Raw genomic sequence first — 19,703 nt, 5'->3', positions numbered from 1 at the left:
TAGTTTTATCCCGCAAATTTTTAAAATTTCAGGACATTTTCATTTACGGTTGACACTTATAGAAGACATCTTTTTCTTTAATCCCAGCTTTTCACTTATCGATTTGTGAGACGGCTGAAATCATGCTAAAATAGGAGGAGTAAATTTATTTAAAAGTCGCGATTGAATGTTAAGTATTTTTTTTAAAGACTGTTACTTATTCTAGCTAGTTATTAATCAATAGGGGAGCTTAAGATGTCACTTGAAAAAACAATCTATCTCAATCAATTACTTTCCTACTATGGTTCTCTCCTAACGGATCGTCAATTATCCATGATGCAATCTTATTACGAAGAAGATTTATCATTATCGGAGATCGCAGACTATTATGAGATTAGTCGCCAGGCTGTACATGATATTCTAAAACGTTCAGAAAAATTATTAGAAAGCTATGAGGAAAAGTTACGTATTTTAGCCAAAAGCAATGACCGACTGAAACATTTAAAAGAAATTCGCTCAATGGTGGCAGATCAAGATGACATATTAGAAAAAATTGACTATTTAATTCAATTAGAAAGCTAAAAAGGAGCAATATTATGGCATTTGAAGCATTATCCGAACGATTACAGAATTCCATTTCATTTGTCGGTAAAGGGGAAAAAATTACCGAAGCCGACCTTAAACAAATGATGCGTGAGATCCGACTTGCTTTACTGGAAGCGGACGTTAACTTCAAGGTAGTGAAGACTTTTGTAAAGAAAGTAAATGAGAGAGCCCTCGGATCAGAAGTCCTAGACTCACTGTCACCGGCTCAACAAGTGGTTAAAATTGTTAATGAAGAATTAACCGAATTAATGGGGGGCGAGCATACCCCGATTAATATCTCTAAACAACCACCAACCGTAATTATGATGGCTGGTTTGCAAGGGGCTGGTAAAACAACTACGGTGGGTAAATTGGCGAAACATTTAAAAGAGCAAGGTTTAAAGAAACCCTTGCTAGTTGCTGGGGATGTTTATCGTCCAGCAGCCATTGACCAACTCCAAACGATTGGTCGACAACTTGGTTTTGATGTTTTCAGTCAAGGAACGCAAGCAAATCCGGTCGAGATTGCTAGAGAAGCTCTTCAACAGGCGCGTTTAAATGGTAACGAAGTGGTCTTAATCGATACGGCGGGTCGTCTTCACGTAAATGAAGAATTAATGGAAGAGCTGCGTCAGATTAAAGCAGCTGTTCAGCCCGATGAAATCCTCTTAACCGTCGATGCTATGACCGGTCAAGATGCTGTAAACGTAGCAGCGGCCTTTAACGACTCGCTAGATATTACCGGTGTTGTTATTACCAAATTAGATGGTGATACACGAGGAGGAGCCGCGCTTTCTATTCGTGCCATTATCGACAAACCGATAAAATATACCGGGCAAGGTGAGCAATTAAGTGCACTTGAGCCTTTCCATCCGGATCGTATGGCAGGACGAATTCTCGGTATGGGCGATATGATGACCCTGATTGAGAAGGCTCAACAAGATTTTGATGAAGAACAAGCAGCTAAGATGGCTGATAAAATTAAAGATGCTTCCTTTGATTTTAATGATTTTATTGATCAAATGGATCAAGTTCGTAAAATGGGGCCTATTAAAGACCTACTTAAGATGATCCCTGGTATGAATAAAATTCCTGGTCTGGAAGATTTTAATATCGATGATAAAGAGATGAATCGAGTCAAAGCAGTGGTTCAATCCATGACTCCTTATGAAAGAACCAATCCAGATGTCATTTCCCAAAGTCGTCGACGCAGGATTGCGGCTGGCTGTGGTCAATCCTTACAACAAGTTAATCAATTAATTAAGCAATTCAACCAATCGCGTGAAATGATGAGTCAAATGTCCAATGGTAAAATGGGGGGCATGAACAAAATGATGAATCAATTGCAACAAGGAGGACAAAAGGGTGGAATGCCAAATATGGGCATACCTTCTTTGGGTAAAATACAATCGCCAGAGCAGATTCAAAAAGAGCAAGAACAAAAGAAAATTGCCCGTCTGTTGAAGAAAAAACGCAAGCGTAAATAAATTTTTAGTCTGTAAAGGAAAAACCCTTTACAGATTGTTTTTTTTCTGTTATTATTCATAACTGTGATAGAACTTATGGAGGTGAAATACATGGCAGTTAAAATTCGTTTAAAGCGTTCAGGAGCTAAGAAGCGTCCTTTCTACCGTATCGTGGTAGCAGATGCACGTTCTCCACGTGACGGTCGTATTATCGAAAAAATCGGTACTTACAATCCTGTTTCAGAACCAAGAGAATTAGTAATTGATGAAGAGAAGGCTTTAGAATGGTTAGCAAATGGGGCACAACCCTCAGATACCGTTCGTAACCTTTTATCCAGTCAAGGAATTATGCAAAAATTCCACGAATCTAAATTAAGCAAATAGCCTAATCAATAGCGTCAAAAGATAAGGATGTGCTCTCAATGACAGAAAAAATTGAACGTTTAATTCAAACTATTGTGGAACCTTTAATAGACCACCCAGAGGAGTTTCAAATTGAACTTCATGATACTGAAGAATTTATGGAGTATCATTTAATCTTACATCCTGATGATGTAGGACGAATTATTGGTAGAAAAGGCCGTGTCATTCGAGCAATTCGAACAATTGTTTACAGTGTTCGTCTACGTGATCAAAAACGCTCACGTATCGTCATTGCTGATGACCTCAATGATAATGAAGAAGAGTAAAATAATAGGGTAACTTATTATTTATTCCATCTTAAGGCACTAAACTGAGTCTAACTTAAGTTAGTGTCTTTTTGTATGTGCCCTGAGTAAACTCGTACTCAAAACTTTAGACAAAGAACACAACTTTTTATACCCTTAACTTACAAATGAATTTACAGGAGGAACACATATGGAATATTATCAAGTTGCAAGGATTGTCAATACCTTTGGTATTAAAGGGCAATTAAAATTATTGATGGACACCGACTTCATAGAGGAACGTTTTGCTAAAGAGAATCGTTTATTTGTAATGAAAGACGGAAAAAGTATCCAGCAAGTGACTGTTGAATCCTTCCAAGAACATAAGGGTTCTTATCTTGTGAAATTCAAAGAGTTTAGTAATATTAATCAAGTTGAAAGCTTTAAAGGGCTAACTTTAGCTATTCCTGCTGATGACCAGCAAGAACTAGAAGAAGGGGCTTATTATCACCACCAAATTATTGGTTTAAGTGTATATACAAATCAAGGTGAAAAATTAGGAAAGATTAAAGAAATCATGGCCTTAGGTTCTAATGATGTTTGGGTGGTTAAAGCTGAAAAAGCAAAGCAAAAAGATATCTTACTTCCTTTTATTGATGACGTTGTTAAAGAAGTGGATTTAGCTCAAGGAAAAGTAACGGTGGAGTTAATGGAGGGACTTGTTGATGAAGGTTAAAGTATTAACGCTTTTTCCGCAAATGTTTGCCCCTATGCAGGAGTCATTAATGAAGGCTGCTCAAGATAAGGGGATTCTTGAGTTTTCCACCCTTGATTTTCGCCAATTTGCCGTTAATAAGCACGGTCATGTCGATGATTATCCCTATGGTGGTGGAGCAGGTATGTTGTTGCGTCCTGAACCGATAGTGGAATGTTTAGAAAGTCTCGACTTAGATTCAAAGACACCGATTATCTTGGTGGATCCTACTGGCGAACCCTTTACGCAAACTATGGCGCAAGAGTGGTCGACAAAAGATGAGTTGGTTTTTATTTGCGGCCATTATGAAGGCTTTGATGAACGGATCCGTTCTTATGTCTCTCAAGAAGTTTCCTTAGGTGATTATGTTTTAACCAACGGGGAGTTACCGACTATGGTGATGATTGATGCGACAGTAAGGTTAATACCGGAAGTTGTCGGGAATGCTGAATCCATTGTCAGTGAGTCTTTTCAAGATCATTTGTTAGAATACCCTCAATATACAAGACCGCAAAATTTTCGCGGAATGGAAGTGCCAGAGGTTTTATTGAGTGGTCATCATGAGCGAATTGACCAATGGCGTCAAAAAGAAAGTTTGAGAAAAACAGTTGAAAGAAGACCCGATATGTTAAAAAAACGTAGCTTAAGTAAGCAAGAAGAGCAGTGGCTAGAAGAATTTAAAAATTTGGCTCAAAATTAAGCAATTGAGCCTTTACAAGTGTTTTATTTCTTGTATAATTGTTTAAGTGGTCTATTGACCCGAATTAACGATATTCCGCTAAATAGAAAGACTATTTAAGAATATTTGTTGGAAGGAGAAATGAAAATGAGTAATTTAATTGATAAAATTACCCAAACTCAATTACGTGATGATGTTCCTGATTTCCGTCCTGGAGATAATGTTCGTGTTCATGCCCTGATCGTTGAAGGTGAACGTGAGCGTATTCAAATCTTTGAAGGCTTAGTAATTAAGCGTCGTGGTGTTGGAATCAGTGAAACATATACTGTTCGTAAAATTTCTAATGGAGTAGGTGTTGAACGTACATTCCCTGTACATTCACCACGTGTCGCTAAATTAGAAGTAACACGTAAAGGTAGAGTACGTCGTGCTAAGTTATACTACATCCGTTCATTGTCTGGAAAAGCAGCACGTATCAGAGAACGCGGACGTTAGAAAAGACCCAGAAAGCCTATTCTGTAGGCTTTCTTTTTTTGTTAGGAAATTTTTTTCATTTAAAATAAACATGAGGAGACTCCCAAAAGTTAGCGTTTAAAACGTTCTTTTGAGGGTCTCCTCTCTACATTTAAATGAGAAACTATTTTATTGTTCAAAGATATCCGAGCGATATGTAGGTAAGTTCTTCTTTAATTCATTAGCTTGCCGAGTCAAGCTTAATCCAATATCAGTATCGGCAACATAATAACGTTTTGGTTTTTCAGTCACTACATATTTCTTTGGTAGGATATCAAAGCGTGAGGCAATAGCATCTTCTCTGCTTGTAAATGGCTGGTGAGCACAGATATAAATTTCAAATGAATTATCTACTAGGGTATAGCCGGCAATGCCGGTTACTTTTTGATAAGGTTTTGCCAAGCCACCATCGATGACTAACATTTTTCCATTGGCTTTAACCGGTTTTTCACCTGCAACAGCTTTAACAGGTGTGTGTCCGTTAATAATATAGCCGGTCGGTTCTAAATCAAACTCTGCCAGCATTTTTAGGCAAAAATCTTCATCATTCCTTAACTCATAATATGGATTTTGAATTTCTTTATGGGTTGTTTTATCTTCAAGGAAGTAACGTTCAAATGTTTTCATGGCATGTTTACCAAAGAGTGTAGAAACAGGACCACACCATAAATACCATACTAAATCGGTATCAAAATCATCCATAGAGTTCTTATCTAGAAAAGTTCGTGTAATCGATTCGCCAAACTTTTCCATCAAACTGCGTCCACTATATTCTTTACCATCTAGGGTGACTTTCATAAATTCCCCGTCTTGATGAGTGGGGATACAGCCGTGGAAAAGTAAGTTGCCATTGTAGCACTTATACATGGTTCCCTTTGAGACTAAAAAGTTAATATGACGTTGTAACTTTTCAGAATTTTGGAATTGATGCAATAAGTCTAAGAGTACTAATTCCTCGCCTAAAGTCAGTTCAAAGGGTTCTGCAGAATCGACCCTTTGGAAGCAACCGTTCTTAATTGGGTATTCAACGCCCTCAACCACGACACTTTGACGGTCAGCGGATAATTTATCCAGTAAGAGTCTTTCTTCCATATTGAATTCAGGACGCCGTTGGATAATTTGACTTTCCACTTTGAATTGCATAATCGAAATAGCTTGATGCATGAGTGTGATTTCATCAATTTCCTCTTGGCTTAATTCGGAATTATCTCCGCGAGGGTGAAAGGCTGGATTGTCTTGGTAATAGCGATGGCCATATTTGGCTAATCGACTTAAGTCAATTCCATAATCTTTCAAGAGTTGACTATGACCATAGCGCAGCTGGATACGGATAACATTGGTCAAACAAGCTAATGATCCTGAATAGGCACCAATCCAGATAATATCATGGTTACCTAATTGAATATCAAGCGAAGGAATTTCCATTAGGCGGTCTACGATTTTATCCGGATTTGGTCCTCGATCGTAGATATCTCCTAATACATGGAGGTGGTCAACCACAAAACGTTGAATTAACTGAGCTAAAGCCATGGCAAAGTGGTCAGCAAGATTGAGGTCAATAACGGTGTTAAAAATAGTGTGGTAGTAGCGTGACTTATTATCTTTTTCGTCATATTGATAAATAAGTTCTTCTAGAATATAGGCATAGGATTTTGGTAGAGCTTTTCTTACCTTGGAACGGGTATACTTACTAGAAACATGGCGCGTAATTTGAACTAATTGATCTAGGAGTGTCATCCATTCATCTTTTGTTTTTTTGGCATTTAATATCAAGTCTTCTGGGTAATAAATATTGAAACACAATTCTAACCTTTCATCTTTAGTTAGAGTATCATGAAAAAGGTCATCGACCTTAATTGAAATAACACCTGAGCAGTTCCGTAGCAAATGATCAAAGGCTTCGAATTCACCATGTAAATCGGAAATAAAATGTTCGGTTGCTTTAGGTAACTGCTTAATAGCCTCAAGATTTATAATTTCGATTAAATCTTCAACAGTTTGAGCTTTTTCTAATCTATCCATTTCCTACCTCTTTTCAAATAATATAAATTTTTTATGATTCTATCTATAAGCTATGCAATTTAATTGTGAAAGTCAATCCTTTGTTTCAAAGTCAAACTTTGATATACTTAAATTCGATTACACTTATTGTGAGGAAAGAGGGAAATTAATGTCAGAATTTAAAGAAAGATTTGATGCTTTACTAAAAGAAAAGAAATTACCTGCTAATTACCAAGAAATTCAAGACGGAAACCACCTATATCGTTTTCAATTTAAGGTGAGTAAAGAGCGTAGACTTGTTGTAGAAGTGATTATTCAAAATGCTAAAGGCGCTCATTTAGATGCTCAGATTATTTACCGTCATGTTCATTTATTAAAAGATTATAATCAGCGCCCTGAAGCATTAGAAGCAATCAATGAATTAAACGAAGCTAAAACAGGTTATTATAACCTTTATTTGGCAGGAGATGGTGAAATTTACCTGCGTAACCTACTAAGAGCCACTCAAGACCCTACTTTAATTTATGAAGTATTGGTAATGGGTTCTAGTATTGCGCGCGCATTACTTGTTGAACTGGAAAAGAAATTAGGCGAATCTGCTAATCCAATGATTTAATGGAGGAAAAATAAATTGATCATTGAATATATACAACAAAGACCTTGGCTAAACTTTTTATTTGAACTGACGGTGGCCTTAACAGCTGCCTTATGTATAGGTATTGGCTTAAAACTCTTTTTAATGCCTGGAAACATTTTCTCATCAGGTACTTCTGGTTTAGCACAAATTTTAAACTACTTTGCAGTGAATATCCCAGTTATAGGTCCTTATATGACAGTAGGGAATATCTATTTTCTATTTAATATTCCGATTATTATTCTTTCATGGGTGAAATTAGGAAAGCAGTTTACTATTTGGACCTTAATTGTTGTTTTTGTATCTTCCTTAGCAACTAATATGATTCCTTTAACAGTCATTTCTTCTAATCCGTTGCTTAATGCGATTATAGGTGGAGTGATTTGTGGCATTGGTTCTGGGATAACTATTAAATATGGTATGTCATGTGGTGGTTTAGATATTATTACTTTGGTAATTTCTCGTGCTACTGATATGAATGTGGCATTCATTGGTTTTGCCATCAACTCATTAATTATTTTAGCTTCTGGCTTATTATATGATTGGGAATTTGCCCTTTATACCTTGATCTCCATTTATGCCTTAGCTAAAACAATTGATGCCATTCATACCAATGAGCAACGCCTTACAGCTTTAGTAGTGACTAATAATACGGATGAAGTAGTCAACGCTATTTATAAGTCAATTGTTCGAGGAGTAACTATTCTTGAAGGACAAGGTGGCTACTCGCGTGATAAACGAGATGTCTTAATGGTTGTTTTAAACCGCTATGAAATGTTCCCCTTAGAGCAAGCCATTCGACAAACAGACCCTAAAGCTTTTATTAACTTTATTCGTTCGAATAAAGTGGTAGGTCATTTCTTTAGTAGAGACCAACAAAAGGCTATGAGGAAACAAGTTCAAGTCGACAGACCATTAGAAGAGGAATCCGAAGACTTTAGCTTTTTCAACCTGCCGATGGAATTTGACCAATTATATGATGGAATCGAGCATGAGGATGACGATTTCTAAACAAAGTAAAAGAGCAAGGGATATAGTGACCCCAAGAAGTTGGACCATGAAATCCAACTTTCGGGAGTCAGTACATTCTTCCTTTGCTCTTTTTTAGTTTCTGATTACTTTTGCTAAAAGGATGGTTTACTTTATTCCTATTAACGCCTAGGAGCGAGATACGTGCATTTTAAGCATTTGGATCACCTTAACCTTTCTTTTTAGTTTGAGTTAATGACAATCCCAACACTCCTTTCACAAATTAGTCTCTGCACTTACTTGACATAAAATAAAATACCCCCACCAAAAATTGGTTAGGGGGTATGTGAGTTGATTATTTTAATTGAGAAGTTACCTCCAAGAAATGCAGGCTGAGTGGAAGAGTTTCTATTCAGAAAGAGTGATTGAATGCAGCTTCTGAATTTTTTCAAACTGAAAAGTTGCTTCAACATCATAACGCCTCCTTCAATAAGCAAGATTAGAATTTTCTCTTCAAATAAATTATATCAAAGTGAAGCCAGAAATAAAGTAATAACTTATTATTAGTTAAAAGAAAGATTAAAATAATCGATAAGATAATGAGCCAGACCATCTTGATCATTGGAATGCTCAGTAATATCGTTAGCAATATCTTTGAGGGGTTGGATGGCATTACTCATTGCCACGCCATGACCTGCAAATTCAATCATCTCCAAGTCGTTATCTTCATCACCGAAGGCTAGAATATTTTGACGAGGAATATGATAGAAGTCAGCAATGGTTTTAACACCCACTGCCTTGTGTAAATTTTTACTAACCACTTCTAAAACGGGTATTTCACCCCCCCAAGTTCGCACAGAAACTTGATTTGGATAGCTAGCCATGATTTTCTTTTGAATAGGTATTTGGTCTGCTTCCGAAGTGAAAAGGGTTACAGCAATCGGATTATGAATGAGAGTTTGTCGAGAAAGTTTTTGATAGCTTGCGTCTTCGGCTGGATAATAGGGTGACTCAGGAAGATTCATTGAGGAAGTATAAAGACGCTCCTTACCTTCGGCACAAACTAGCTGAATGCCTAATTCATCTTGCCGGTTAAATAAATCAAAGACTATTTCACGATCTAACTCATGGTAGTAACTTGCTAGCCACTCAGGTCGGTCAGGGAAGTGACAATAGGCACCGTTAAAATTAACCATAGGTGTAACGAGGTTTAAGACTTGATAAATTTCTTTACTAGTCCGATAAGGTCTTCCAGTAACGATACAAACTAAATGACCCATGTGATCTAATTTTTGCAATGTTTGAATCGTTAAAGGAGTAAGTTTGGATTGATTGTTTAGAGTAGTGCCATCTAAATCAATGGCAATCATATGTTGGCTCATTAATTCGCCTCCTTTAGAGATTGCTTCGATTATAGCAAAGATGAAAGCTTAAGGGCAACTATTCATGATTATTGGCTAAAAGCTTGAATTGATGTAGAATGAAAACAAAGAAAGTGAGGCGTTTGAATGGATTTAGAAAAAATGCGCGACACAAAAAGTTTAAATGATGAAGAACGTATGATTGTGGATCGTTTATCGAATGTGATTGACCCTGAATTAGGGGTCGATTTAATTAATTTAGGTTTGATTTATCGAGCCGATTTAACTGAAGAGGGGATTTTAAAGATTTTATTAACTCTAACTACTCCAATGTGCCCAATGGCAGATGTTATTGTGGATGAATTAAATGGAACTTTCGAAGATGTTCCTCAAGTTAATAATGTTGAAGTTACTATTACTTTTGATCCACCCTGGTCTTTAGATAAATTATCACGCTATGCCAAGATAGCTTTAGGAGTGATGTAATGGATGTCATGGTTTCTGATTTTGTGATTGAAGATGGGCCATTTGGCCCTCTTCCAGGACGGACTCTATCTCCTAGTGAGCAAGTGAATCAGCCCTTACCACTTGTTTTTTTCTATCATGGATGGACCAACTCAGCTGGTGAACATTTACATTTTGGTATGGAAATTGCCCGACAAGGCTTTCGAGTAGTCATGCCAGATGCCTATTTACATGGGAAAAGAGGGGATAGAAAGTCGCTAGAATTGCAAGGTTTTTTAATGGCTCTTCGAGCTAATATAGAAGAATTTCCATTATTATTCGACCATTTTAAATCGACGACTAAGGATAATTTTGTGGCAGTTTCGGGAATGTCAATGGGAGCAATGACCACTTTACTTTTACTCAGTAGACACCCATTTCTTTCAGCAGCCGTTTCCTTAATGGGGAGTGCGCACATTTCTAAGTTGATTGATCAAAATATTATTAATAACCAGTCATCATCTAATCAAAGTCTAACGAATAATCAACTTTTAAAAGAAACACATAAAGAATTTGCCATTATTTATCAGTCAGATTTAAGTAAGCAAGCCGAAAAGATAGCCAATCGCCCTTTATATATTTGGCATGGCGAAAATGATCCGCTTGTTCCTTATCAAGATACGGTAGAATTTGTGGAATCCATCATCGATCAACCCTATAGTCAAAATACATACTTCAACCACGAACCTGCTTATCATCGGGTTCCATTTAAAGAAATTGTTAAGATGGCCAGCTTTTTAAAGGCAGCTTCTCTTAAAGAGTCCGATCAGATATGGGAGTACGTAGAAAAGCTATCTTTAGAAAGAAAAGATTTTTTTGAATAATAAGAAAGGTGATTGCTTGCAAAAAACTAAACAATGGTTAGACCATCGGGTGGATTTAAGTTCTTATATTGAAAAAGTTAGCCAAGACCAAATCAATCAATTGGTTTTCAAACTGATTCTTCTTTTACCCTCCTCAATGATCGCCACAGATATTCGTAGTGGCTTTCCGCTCTTAATCAGTATCGAAAGGAATCGAATTAAGGATATAGTCTTACAACGAATCTCTCTATTAATTGAAGAATATGCACTTGACCTCTCAGACTGGCATCAATTAAATTTTATAATTGATCAGAGTCAAAAGACTATTAAGAAATATTATCAGGATCATTCATTGATTGATTTAGATTCTATACAAGTGGAAATTAATTACTTTTTAAAATAATTTAAGTAATTTAGTAGAAGTTTATTTTTTCCTAAAAATTTTGCCCCAACCTATTGACCATTCCTGACCAATAGGTTATACTCAATTTAAGCTCTTTGAGAGAGCTTTTAATATAGATTAAATAATTTGACCAATTCTGACCTTAAGGAGTGAGAATATGATAGAAAAAATGACAACCACTTTGCAAAGCGCCATAGCTGAAGCGCAACAAATTGCTATTAGAAGACAGCATCAAGAGATTGATATCCCGCATTTATGGCGTATATTTATTCAAGCAGACCATTATGCTGCAAAATTATATGAAGATATAGGTGTTGATCGGTCGGCTTTTCAAGCAGTGATTGAAGGAGAAATTGATCAATTACCTCAAGTTGCCGGTCAAAATATTCAATATGGCCAACACTTTAGTCAAAGATTTACTCAGTTATTGAATGACGCCAGTCAAATAGCAAAGAAATATAAGGATGAATACTTAGCCACTGAAGTGATTCTACTAGCTTTATATAAGCAAAAAAATAATCCTTTGACCAAATGGTTAAACCAAAAGGCTATTAATGAGTCCCTACTAAGAGAAAGAATTGAGAAATTAAGAGGGGGAGATCGTGTGACATCACAAAACCAAGAAGAGACTTATGAGTCTCTAGATAAATATGCAACGAATCTTAATGATGCGGTTAAAAATAATAAGCTGGATCCAGTAATCGGTCGTGATGAAGAAATTCGTGATGTTATCAGAATTTTATCTAGAAAAACCAAGAACAATCCGATTCTAATTGGTGAGCCAGGTGTAGGTAAAACAGCCATTATCGAAGGATTGGCCCATCGAATTGTTCGCAAAGATGTTCCCGAAAACTTAAAAGATAAGGAACTTTATTCCTTAGATATGGGCTCCTTAATAGCAGGAGCAAAATATCGTGGAGAATTTGAGGAACGTTTAAAAGCCGTTCTTAAAGAGGTAAAAGAATCCGAAGGGAGAATTTTACTCTTCATTGATGAGATTCATACCATTGTTGGTGCAGGTAAGACAGAAGGATCGATGGACGCTGGTAATTTGTTAAAACCGATGCTAGCAAGGGGAGAATTGCACTGTATTGGTGCGACAACCTTAGACGAGTATCGTGAAAACATTGAAAAAGATAAGGCCTTAGAACGTCGATTCCAGCGCGTTTTAGTCCAAGAACCAACAGTTGAAGATACTATTTCTATCCTAAGAGGTCTAAAGGAACGTTACGAGATTCACCATGGGGTCAATATCCATGATAATGCCTTAGTGGCCGCTGCAACCTTATCACATCGATATATTACCGATCGTTTCTTACCAGATAAGGCAATTGACTTAGTTGACGAGGCATCTGCTACTATTCGCGTAGAAATGAATTCTATGCCAACTGAAATGGATGCTGTCAACCGACGGTTAATGCAATTAGAAATTGAAGAGGCTGCCTTGAAAAAAGAATCTGATGAGGCTTCTAAGAAACGTTTAGAAAATCTTCAAGAAGAATTGGCTGATTTAAGAGAAGAAGCCAATCAACTGAAAATGCGTTGGGAAGTAGAAAAAGAAGCTTCTAACGCTTTAAGAGATAAGCGAGAAGCCTTAGATAATGCGCGTAGACAGTTAGAAGAAGCTCAGAGTAATTATGATCTTGAAGCAGCGGCTCGCTTACAGCATGGCGAAATTCCGCATTTAGAGCAAGAATTAAAAGAGTTAGAGGCTAAAGCAGAAGAAACTTTACAGTCTGATACTGAACGGTTAACTCAAGAACGTGTGACTGACGTTGAAATAGCCAAAGTAGTTGAAAGATTAACTGGTATTCCAGTCAGTCGCTTAGTTGAAGGAGAAAGAACCAAGTTAATGCACTTGGATCAAACGCTTCATCAAAGAGTGATGGGGCAAGATGAAGCGGTAGAAAAAGTAACACAAGCTATCCTAAGATCAAGAGCTGGTTTGCAAGATCCACGTAAACCAATTGGTTCCTTCCTCTTCCTAGGTCCAACCGGTGTTGGTAAAACAGAATTAGCCAAGTCCTTGGCCGAAGTCTTATTCGATGATGAAAACCACATGGTTCGAATCGATATGTCTGAGTACATGGAGAAGCATTCCGTTTCTCGTTTAGTCGGGGCCCCTCCAGGTTATATTGGTTATGAAGAAGGTGGCCAATTAACAGAAGCTGTAAGACGTAGTCCATATTCCATTGTCTTATTAGACGAGATTGAAAAAGCTCACCCAGATGTTTTTAATATTCTCTTACAAGTTTTAGATGATGGCCGTCTGACTGATTCTAAAGGTCGTGTTGTAGATTTCAAAAACACTGTTTTAATCATGACTTCTAATATTGCTTCTCATTTATTATTAGAAGGAGTGAGTGATAAGGGAGAAATTCTAGCTGAAGTAGAAACACAAGTAAATCAAGCCTTAAGCAACCACTTTAAACCTGAATTTCTCAACCGAATTGATGATGTCGTTCTCTTTAAACCTTTAACTCGAGCAGATTTACAAGGTGTAGTAGAGAAATTCTTAAAAGATTTACGTCATCGTTTGGCTTATCAAGAAATTGAACTCCAATTAACCTCAGAAGCCATCAATTGGCTAGCGGATAAAGGTTATGATCCGATTTATGGAGCCCGTCCTTTATTACGTTTTATTACTAAAGAATTGGAAAATCCATTAGCTAAAGCGATTATAGCGGGTGATATTCTGCCAAACTCACTTGTAAAAGTGGATTTAGCTAATGATCATTTGCAATTTGAAGGGTTAGCATCCGGTAATTAATTGCCAAATCTTCTAATTAAATCTTTTACTATAAGTTAGGGTCCTGATTGATTATCAGGGCCTTTTTTACAATTAAACTAGTGAAAACATACCTTCTAAATGGTGTAAAAAGGACTAAAAGATGCTAGAATAGAATGCATGAGAAAGGGGAATGCTTTTGAAACAAATTGATAGATTAGATAAAATTGTTGTTCGCTACATCTTTTTAATTGCTGGTTTAGTCTTAGCAATCTTTAATTATGATGTGATTTTTTCATGGATTAATCGTTTAGGCCAAGTTTTTTTACCGATTCTTTCGGGCCTCGCGATTGCTTATGTTTTAAATATTTTAATGGTGCGTTATGAAGACTTGCTAAAGAAAGTCTCAGATAAAAGTTGGATTAAACCCTACCGACGCCCGATCGCCATTCTTTTGTCTCTTATAACAATTATTTTAGTATTGTTATTTGTCTTAGGCTTGGTCTTACCACAAGTTTACAATGTAATTACAGAGTTTATTACAGCTGTTCCCTTTCAAATTACACGCATAGAAGAAGCACTTACCAATCTTGAGAAAATGTTACCAGCAGAATCGATGGAATTCTTAGACCGTTTTGAAATAAATTGGGCTGATATTCTTAAAAGTATTCAAGATATGGGAAATCGATTTATCACTGGAGTAGTAAATACCACCCTCTCTACGGTCGGTTCTTTAACTTCTATTATTATTAATGGAGTATTGGCCTTCATTTTCTCTATCTATTTACTGTTATCGAAAGAAAAACTAATGGACCAATTTTTAAGAATCGTTACCACTTATACTAGTAAGCCGGTATCACGCAGAATATTTTATGTGTTAACGACATTGAATGACTCTTTTAAACATTTCTTTACAGGATCTGTGATTGAAGCAATCATATTAGGTTTTTTAGTTACCGTAGGTATGTGGATCTTTAGATTTCCTTATGCTGGAATGATTGGATCTCTAACTGGTTTCTTTGCTTTGGTTCCTATGCTAGGCGCTTATATTTCAGGAGCTATTGGTGCCTTATTAATTTCAGTGCAATCGGTTCCCCAGGCATTATGGTTTATTATCTTTATCATTCTCATCCAGCAATTCGAAGGAAATGTCATTTATCCACGAGTTGTGGGAGGATCGATAGGATTGCCAGGTATGTGGGTTTTATTCGCTGTAACCATTGGCGGGGGACTATACGGAGTAGCTGGTATGTTGCTAGGAGTTCCGATAGCTTCCGCTATCTACAAAATAATTAAGCGCGATGTCCTAGAGCGTGAGACTTATTCTTACGAAGAAAGACAAAAGTTATTACATATTGCTAAATACGACTCTTTTAAGCAAGTAGCTGATGATAATCAAGAGTCAAATCAAGATTTTAATTAATTTTATTAAACTCCCTCCCTGATTTAGGCACTGACCCCAAATAGTGAGGCAAACATAAAAACACCTCCGTTGAATTCGTGTGAAATGAATTTAATGGAGGTGTTTGATTAGGGTTAATCACCTAGCTTACTCTGCAGAAACAAAATCGAAATGTATTGAAATGAAAAATGAAGGCCGGACTAATAAACAAATAATAGATGAATGAAACATTAAGAACACATCTCAAGTAAAAACTTGCTGGCCTTGGGATCGTTAAAGTCAAACCTAGCGCTTCAATCAAGCCGGCGGTAAACAATAGACTTATGGCAAAGGATTCGAAGAACTTAGCGAGATAAATCCACTCAAAATCGAATTAAAACGCCAACAAGCAGCCTAACAAAGGTGTTTTTATTCTGTCCTATTTATGGGGTGCAGTGCCTACCCTTAATTAGGAGTTTTTATTTAAATATGAAATTATAAGACTTTAGTTCGCATGATTTTGCTACTAATGAAAGCAATTTCATGATATAATTTAACTAAAGGAGGTGGTTTCATGCTTATAAGTTTTTTTCTAGCAATTAGTGCTTTAGTAGTATCATTATATACGCGCTGGACTTGGTTATTATGGTCCATTGCAGCTGTTCTTTTTGCCATGTTTTTTGGGATAGAAGGCCAAGCAATATTGCACTATTTAATCTTTATGATTGGTGTCATATTGCTGATTCTTGAGGTGTATATACCAGATTTAGGTTTAACAGGATCAGTTGGCTTAATCGCTTTTATTTTAGGTTTATGGCTAAAGTTTCAAGATTTATCGACTGTTACTCTAATTGTATTAGCTAGCTTAGCGATTGTTCTCATTTTATTCTTGATTTTTAATAAGATGGGTTACAATTTGCAGTTTAGTCCCGATTTTATCTTGGATAAAGCAATTAACAAAGATGCAAATTCCAATTCAGAGACTAAGGATCATACTTATCTTGCAAGCTTAGTTGGTAAAGAAGGAATAACGGTAGGAGGCTTGAGGCCGGTTGGTAAAATAAAAGTCGATGATCATTATTTTGAAGCATACAGTCTAGAAGAGATGATAGCTGCTAACCAACCGATTAAAATTGTCAAAGTTGTTGACAAAAAAATTTATGTAAGGAGCGAAATGAATGGATAATTTTTATCTGGATGAAGGGTCACCCATAGTGATGACTGTAGTTATTATTTTATTACTGATTTTCTTGATTTCAGTGTTCTTAAGATTTGTTCCAATTGGCTTATGGGTAACTGCTTATTTTTCCGGCGCTAAAGTTTCAATAGGTGATTTAATAGGGATGCGCTTAAGAAGAGTTAAGCCTGCTTATATTGTTAATCCCTTAATTAAAGCCACCAAAGCCGGTGTACCGATTACAACTGATCAATTAGAAGCTCATTTTTTAGCAGGTGGAGACGTTAACCAAGTGGTTGATGCCTTGATAGCTGCCCAGCGTGCTAATATTGATTTAGAGTTCGAACAAGCTGCCGCTATTGATTTAGCAGGGCGAAATGTTTTTGAAGCCGTTCAAGTTTCAGTTAACCCGAAGGTTATTGAAACACCGGTTATTGCAGGTGTAGCTATGGATGGTATTGAAGTTAAAGCCAAAGCTAAAGTTACTGTACGTGCTAATATTGAACGATTAGTAGGTGGTGCGGGTGAAGAAACAATCATTGCCCGTGTAGGGGAAGGTATTGTAACGACTGTAGGTTCAGCTTCGACCCACTCCATTGTATTGGAAAATCCCGATTCCATTTCGCAAACAATCCTTAGAAAAGGTTTAGACTCAGGAACTGCTTTTGAAATACTTTCGATTGATATTGCTGACGTTGACGTCGGCCGTAATATTGGAGCTAAATTACAAACCGATCAAGCGGAAGCAGATAAGAAGATTGCTCAAGCTAAGGCTGAAGAGCGTCGTGCAGTAGCCGTTGCTCAAGAGCAAGAAAATATTGCCGAAGTTCAGAAAATGCGTGCCAAGGTGGTTGAAGCGGAATCTCAAGTTCCTCTAGCTGTTGCTGAAGCCTTCCGTAATGGGCGTATCGGTATTAAGGATTATTATGATTTAGAAAATATTCAATCAGATACACAAATGCGTGAATCGATTGCAAAAAGTGGTATGCCACATAATAATGAAAATGAGTGATTATAATGGGATTTTTTGAAATAATAATTCTGGGATTTATTATCAACTATTTCGGTTCAAAAATAAAAAAAATGAATCGTCAGAATGGTTCTTTTGATTCCATTAAGGATAAAATGTTTCAAAGTTTAGATCAATTAGAAACAACTACTTATCATGAAAAGTATCCCAATCTCGATAATTTCTTTGAGACCGATGAAGAATCAGAGAAAAAATTTGAATCAGAAGTTAATAAAATTCAAGAAGGAAAGATTGATGTAGATTCTCAAACAATCGATCGTTTAAAAAGAAAATATCGAAAGGATATACAATCTTTTTCTAACGATTTAAAAAAACAAGTAAATCAATTGATTGAGCAAGGTCCTCAAGCAGTTAAAGATAAAGCTATTCAATTGTCGGCATATCACCCTAACCGTGAAAAATTATTAGAAATTGCTAAATACTACGAGGATTTTGTGAATGAATTTCAAGAGCATCCTAGCAAAGGAGATTTAATCGCTAAATCTTCAACGGTTACCCAAGATTTTAATGATTTTTCTGATATGGACTATGAAATGGAACAATTCATTATTGAAGGGGAAGAGTTAGCTGAGTTTAGTCAACCAATGCAGGTTCAACGATTAAGCTCTCGAGAGGATTCTACCAACCATTCCAATCAGTTAAAAGAAGCCATTATATGGTCAGAAATTCTAGGACCGCCTAGGTCTAGAAAATAAAAAAATCCTATTCTGTTATTTATCAGAATAGGATTTTTTTTTATCGCTGCCAAAGGCATTATAAAATACTTTTACCATTTGTTTAAAGTTCTTTCGCGCTTCGATAATCGATTGATTGAGATTTATTAAATGATATTGTCTTAAATCATTTCTAAAAAATTGAATATACTGTTTAGCAAAATCACGCAAATCCTTTTGCAAGGATGGGTCAAATTGTCTAAAACGGTAATGAACTTTGTTAAGATAATAGGTTGGCTGATTAATGAGTTGGTTAATCGATTGCGCTTCACAGGCATCAATTAAGTCAATTAGAGCAGAGATAATACGTTTTCGTCTGGCGGGAGAGTTTCGCAAGATCCAGTTTTTATTGATTTGATTGATACTTTGGCTGGTGATTGTTAATTGTTTCGCTCGTTGAAATTGTTTCCCTTCAATTTTCCAATTTGCTAGATTATGTTGCATCAGTCCACGCTTTTTACTTTTAATTATAATGGCTTTTTGATCATGGAAAAGCAAGTTACCAATAATACTATCTTCAGGAATAATACGGATATGCTTTTGGTTCACACGTTTCATCTTATTTTGACGCAAGTTAACGGTATGAAAGCCAGGTGAATCCAAAGTGTATATTATTTTAATCTGACTAATAGTTTCAAGAGACATTTGGCTAGCTGCATAGAGAGCTAAGTGGCCTCCTTTAGAATGTCCTCCTAATATTAAATGACTGGTTGGATGAGCTTGAATGACTTTTTCAAGGTATTGGCTCGCAATAATTTGTGCCGGAATGGATGATTGGTAGGTGAGGATGATATCCTCCTTCCAACCTACTATCATGTCATCGGTGCCACGAAAAGAAACGAAAAGGAAGTTGTTTCCTAAATCTACTAATAGAAAGGCTGACTGAGTTTCTAATTTAAAGTCTATTGAGTTTAAAAAACCACTAATTCTTAAATTTTTAAACCGACGATAGTCTGCGATTTTTTTAATCAGTTGACTCCTAAAAGGATTGGCCATTGTTTGATCGGTTTCTTGAAAATATTGGTTAAAGGGTTGGTATAGTCTAGCTAGATGCTTAAAAGTTAAACCATCTTTAAAATCCATTGAATCGGTAAAAAACCGATCGATAGGGAGGTAGGTTAGTTCTAAGATAATCGCAGCATCTAGTTCATTAAAGGGTTCCTCTTGAAAGCTTAATTGACCATATTGCTCTAAATAAGTATATAATGATGACATGCTGACACCTCCTAGCTCTTAGTTTAGCCGAATGGAGCGTTATAAAGCAAATGTATGAGTGAAAAAAGTAAAGTTGAATTAAAATAGTTTAAAAGCAAAAATTCATTGTCAACCGTAAATGAAAATGTCCTGAAATTTTAAAAATTTGCGGGATAAAACTA

General features: G+C 36.3%; 20 protein-coding genes. 17 read left to right on the top strand and 3 right to left on the bottom strand.

Features of this window, described 5'->3' with window-relative positions; all coding sequences use genetic code 11:
• The first annotated feature begins 234 nt into the window (after positions 1-234).
• The 7 genes from ylxM (at position 235) to rplS (ending at position 4,605) form a co-directional block, all read left to right on the top strand.
• Entirely contained in the window at positions 235-561 is a 327-nt protein-coding gene (ylxM, locus tag ACQV2O_RS07570) for a YlxM family DNA-binding protein (protein WP_428873912.1), read from the top strand.
• Positions 562-575: 14 nt separating this feature from the next.
• Positions 576-2,051, top strand: coding sequence for a signal recognition particle protein (ffh, locus tag ACQV2O_RS07565; RefSeq protein ID WP_428873913.1), 1,476 nt, complete (start codon positions 576-578; stop codon positions 2,049-2,051).
• A gap of 90 nt (positions 2,052-2,141) precedes the next feature.
• Entirely contained in the window at positions 2,142-2,414 is a 273-nt protein-coding gene (rpsP, locus tag ACQV2O_RS07560; protein ID WP_428873914.1) for a 30S ribosomal protein S16, read from the top strand.
• 38 nt (positions 2,415-2,452) lie between these two features.
• Positions 2,453-2,719, top strand: coding sequence for a KH domain-containing protein (locus tag ACQV2O_RS07555; RefSeq protein ID WP_428873915.1), 267 nt, complete (start codon positions 2,453-2,455; stop codon positions 2,717-2,719).
• A 169-nt stretch (positions 2,720-2,888) separates the two neighbouring features.
• Positions 2,889-3,413, top strand: coding sequence for a ribosome maturation factor RimM (rimM, locus tag ACQV2O_RS07550; protein WP_428873916.1), 525 nt, complete (start codon positions 2,889-2,891; stop codon positions 3,411-3,413).
• A complete protein-coding gene (gene trmD / locus ACQV2O_RS07545) occupies positions 3,403-4,131 on the top strand; it encodes a tRNA (guanosine(37)-N1)-methyltransferase TrmD (RefSeq protein WP_428873917.1) in 729 nt (242 codons plus the stop codon). Before rimM ends, trmD begins: the two co-directional genes overlap by 11 nt.
• Positions 4,132-4,257: 126 nt before the next feature.
• Positions 4,258-4,605, top strand: a complete 348-nt coding sequence (gene rplS, locus ACQV2O_RS07540; RefSeq protein ID WP_428873918.1) for a 50S ribosomal protein L19 — start codon at positions 4,258-4,260, stop codon at positions 4,603-4,605.
• 147 nt (positions 4,606-4,752) lie between these two features.
• Here rplS and ACQV2O_RS07535 read toward each other — a convergent pair whose 3' ends face one another.
• Positions 4,753-6,645, bottom strand: coding sequence for a fructose-1,6-bisphosphatase (locus tag ACQV2O_RS07535; protein ID WP_428875445.1), 1,893 nt, complete (start codon positions 6,643-6,645; stop codon positions 4,753-4,755).
• A gap of 148 nt (positions 6,646-6,793) precedes the next feature.
• Here ACQV2O_RS07535 and ACQV2O_RS07530 point away from each other — a divergent pair, with 148 nt between their 5' ends.
• On the top strand, positions 6,794-7,240 hold the full coding sequence (locus ACQV2O_RS07530) for a hypothetical protein (RefSeq protein WP_428873920.1): 447 nt from the start codon (positions 6,794-6,796) through the stop codon (positions 7,238-7,240).
• 15 nt (positions 7,241-7,255) lie between these two features.
• A complete protein-coding gene (locus ACQV2O_RS07525) occupies positions 7,256-8,269 on the top strand; it encodes a YitT family protein (RefSeq protein WP_428873921.1) in 1,014 nt (337 codons plus the stop codon).
• Positions 8,270-8,790: 521 nt separating this feature from the next.
• Here the strand turns inward: ACQV2O_RS07525 and ACQV2O_RS07520 are convergent.
• Positions 8,791-9,609, bottom strand: a complete 819-nt coding sequence (locus ACQV2O_RS07520) for a Cof-type HAD-IIB family hydrolase (RefSeq protein ID WP_428873922.1) — start codon at positions 9,607-9,609, stop codon at positions 8,791-8,793.
• Positions 9,610-9,735: 126 nt separating this feature from the next.
• On the opposite strand from ACQV2O_RS07520, the gene ACQV2O_RS07515 reads away from it, so the two are divergent.
• The 8 genes from ACQV2O_RS07515 (at position 9,736) to ACQV2O_RS07480 (ending at position 18,309) form a co-directional block, all read left to right on the top strand.
• A complete protein-coding gene (locus tag ACQV2O_RS07515) occupies positions 9,736-10,074 on the top strand; it encodes a metal-sulfur cluster assembly factor (RefSeq protein ID WP_428873923.1) in 339 nt (112 codons plus the stop codon).
• Positions 10,074-10,916 (top strand): serine aminopeptidase domain-containing protein, encoded by an 843-nt coding sequence (locus ACQV2O_RS07510; protein ID WP_428875443.1) that lies wholly within the window; start codon positions 10,074-10,076, stop codon positions 10,914-10,916. Before ACQV2O_RS07515 ends, ACQV2O_RS07510 begins: the two co-directional genes overlap by 1 nt.
• A 16-nt stretch (positions 10,917-10,932) precedes the next feature.
• Positions 10,933-11,298 carry a hypothetical protein gene (locus ACQV2O_RS07505; protein WP_428873925.1) on the top strand — a complete coding sequence of 122 codons (366 nt, stop codon included), beginning with the start codon at positions 10,933-10,935 and terminating at the stop codon, positions 11,296-11,298.
• A gap of 157 nt (positions 11,299-11,455) precedes the next feature.
• Positions 11,456-14,068: an ATP-dependent chaperone ClpB gene (gene clpB / locus ACQV2O_RS07500; RefSeq protein ID WP_428873926.1), complete on the top strand. Its 2,613-nt coding sequence runs from the start codon at positions 11,456-11,458 to the stop codon at positions 14,066-14,068.
• 157 nt (positions 14,069-14,225) lie between these two features.
• Positions 14,226-15,449: an AI-2E family transporter gene (locus ACQV2O_RS07495; RefSeq protein WP_428873927.1), complete on the top strand. Its 1,224-nt coding sequence runs from the start codon at positions 14,226-14,228 to the stop codon at positions 15,447-15,449.
• Positions 15,450-15,981: 532 nt separating this feature from the next.
• Positions 15,982-16,593 carry an NfeD family protein gene (locus ACQV2O_RS07490; protein WP_428875442.1) on the top strand — a complete coding sequence of 204 codons (612 nt, stop codon included), beginning with the start codon at positions 15,982-15,984 and terminating at the stop codon, positions 16,591-16,593.
• 31 nt (positions 16,594-16,624) lie between these two features.
• Positions 16,625-17,596, top strand: a complete 972-nt coding sequence (floA, locus tag ACQV2O_RS07485; RefSeq protein ID WP_428875446.1) for a flotillin-like protein FloA — start codon at positions 16,625-16,627, stop codon at positions 17,594-17,596.
• 5 nt (positions 17,597-17,601) lie between these two features.
• Positions 17,602-18,309, top strand: a complete 708-nt coding sequence (locus ACQV2O_RS07480; RefSeq protein ID WP_428875441.1) for a hypothetical protein — start codon at positions 17,602-17,604, stop codon at positions 18,307-18,309.
• A 15-nt stretch (positions 18,310-18,324) separates the two neighbouring features.
• On the opposite strand, the gene ACQV2O_RS07475 is transcribed toward ACQV2O_RS07480, so the two are convergent.
• Positions 18,325-19,542: an Mbeg1-like protein gene (locus ACQV2O_RS07475; protein WP_428875440.1), complete on the bottom strand. Its 1,218-nt coding sequence runs from the start codon at positions 19,540-19,542 to the stop codon at positions 18,325-18,327.
• Between the last annotated feature and the right edge of the window lie 161 nt (positions 19,543-19,703).

The sequence above is a fragment of the Facklamia sp. P13055 genome (assembly GCF_050409445.1).
GTDB lineage: Bacteria > Bacillota > Bacilli > Lactobacillales > Aerococcaceae > Facklamia.
This window is presented reverse-complemented; position numbering and strand designations above follow the sequence as displayed.

Coding starts and splice junctions, on each gene's coding strand:
- ylxM (WP_428873912.1), top strand. CDS start 235: ATGTCACTTGAAAAAACAATCTATCTCAATCAATTACTTTCCTACTAT.
- ffh (WP_428873913.1), top strand. CDS start 576: ATGGCATTTGAAGCATTATCCGAACGATTACAGAATTCCATTTCATTT.
- rpsP (WP_428873914.1), top strand. CDS start 2,142: ATGGCAGTTAAAATTCGTTTAAAGCGTTCAGGAGCTAAGAAGCGTCCT.
- ACQV2O_RS07555 (WP_428873915.1), top strand. CDS start 2,453: ATGACAGAAAAAATTGAACGTTTAATTCAAACTATTGTGGAACCTTTA.
- rimM (WP_428873916.1), top strand. CDS start 2,889: ATGGAATATTATCAAGTTGCAAGGATTGTCAATACCTTTGGTATTAAA.
- trmD (WP_428873917.1), top strand. CDS start 3,403: ATGAAGGTTAAAGTATTAACGCTTTTTCCGCAAATGTTTGCCCCTATG.
- rplS (WP_428873918.1), top strand. CDS start 4,258: ATGAGTAATTTAATTGATAAAATTACCCAAACTCAATTACGTGATGAT.
- ACQV2O_RS07535 (WP_428875445.1), bottom strand. CDS start 6,645: ATGGATAGATTAGAAAAAGCTCAAACTGTTGAAGATTTAATCGAAATT.
- ACQV2O_RS07530 (WP_428873920.1), top strand. CDS start 6,794: ATGTCAGAATTTAAAGAAAGATTTGATGCTTTACTAAAAGAAAAGAAA.
- ACQV2O_RS07520 (WP_428873922.1), bottom strand. CDS start 9,609: ATGAGCCAACATATGATTGCCATTGATTTAGATGGCACTACTCTAAAC.
- ACQV2O_RS07515 (WP_428873923.1), top strand. CDS start 9,736: ATGGATTTAGAAAAAATGCGCGACACAAAAAGTTTAAATGATGAAGAA.
- ACQV2O_RS07510 (WP_428875443.1), top strand. CDS start 10,074: ATGGATGTCATGGTTTCTGATTTTGTGATTGAAGATGGGCCATTTGGC.
- clpB (WP_428873926.1), top strand. CDS start 11,456: ATGATAGAAAAAATGACAACCACTTTGCAAAGCGCCATAGCTGAAGCG.
- ACQV2O_RS07490 (WP_428875442.1), top strand. CDS start 15,982: ATGCTTATAAGTTTTTTTCTAGCAATTAGTGCTTTAGTAGTATCATTA.
- floA (WP_428875446.1), top strand. CDS start 16,625: ATGACTGTAGTTATTATTTTATTACTGATTTTCTTGATTTCAGTGTTC.
- ACQV2O_RS07480 (WP_428875441.1), top strand. CDS start 17,602: ATGGGATTTTTTGAAATAATAATTCTGGGATTTATTATCAACTATTTC.
- ACQV2O_RS07475 (WP_428875440.1), bottom strand. CDS start 19,542: ATGTCATCATTATATACTTATTTAGAGCAATATGGTCAATTAAGCTTT.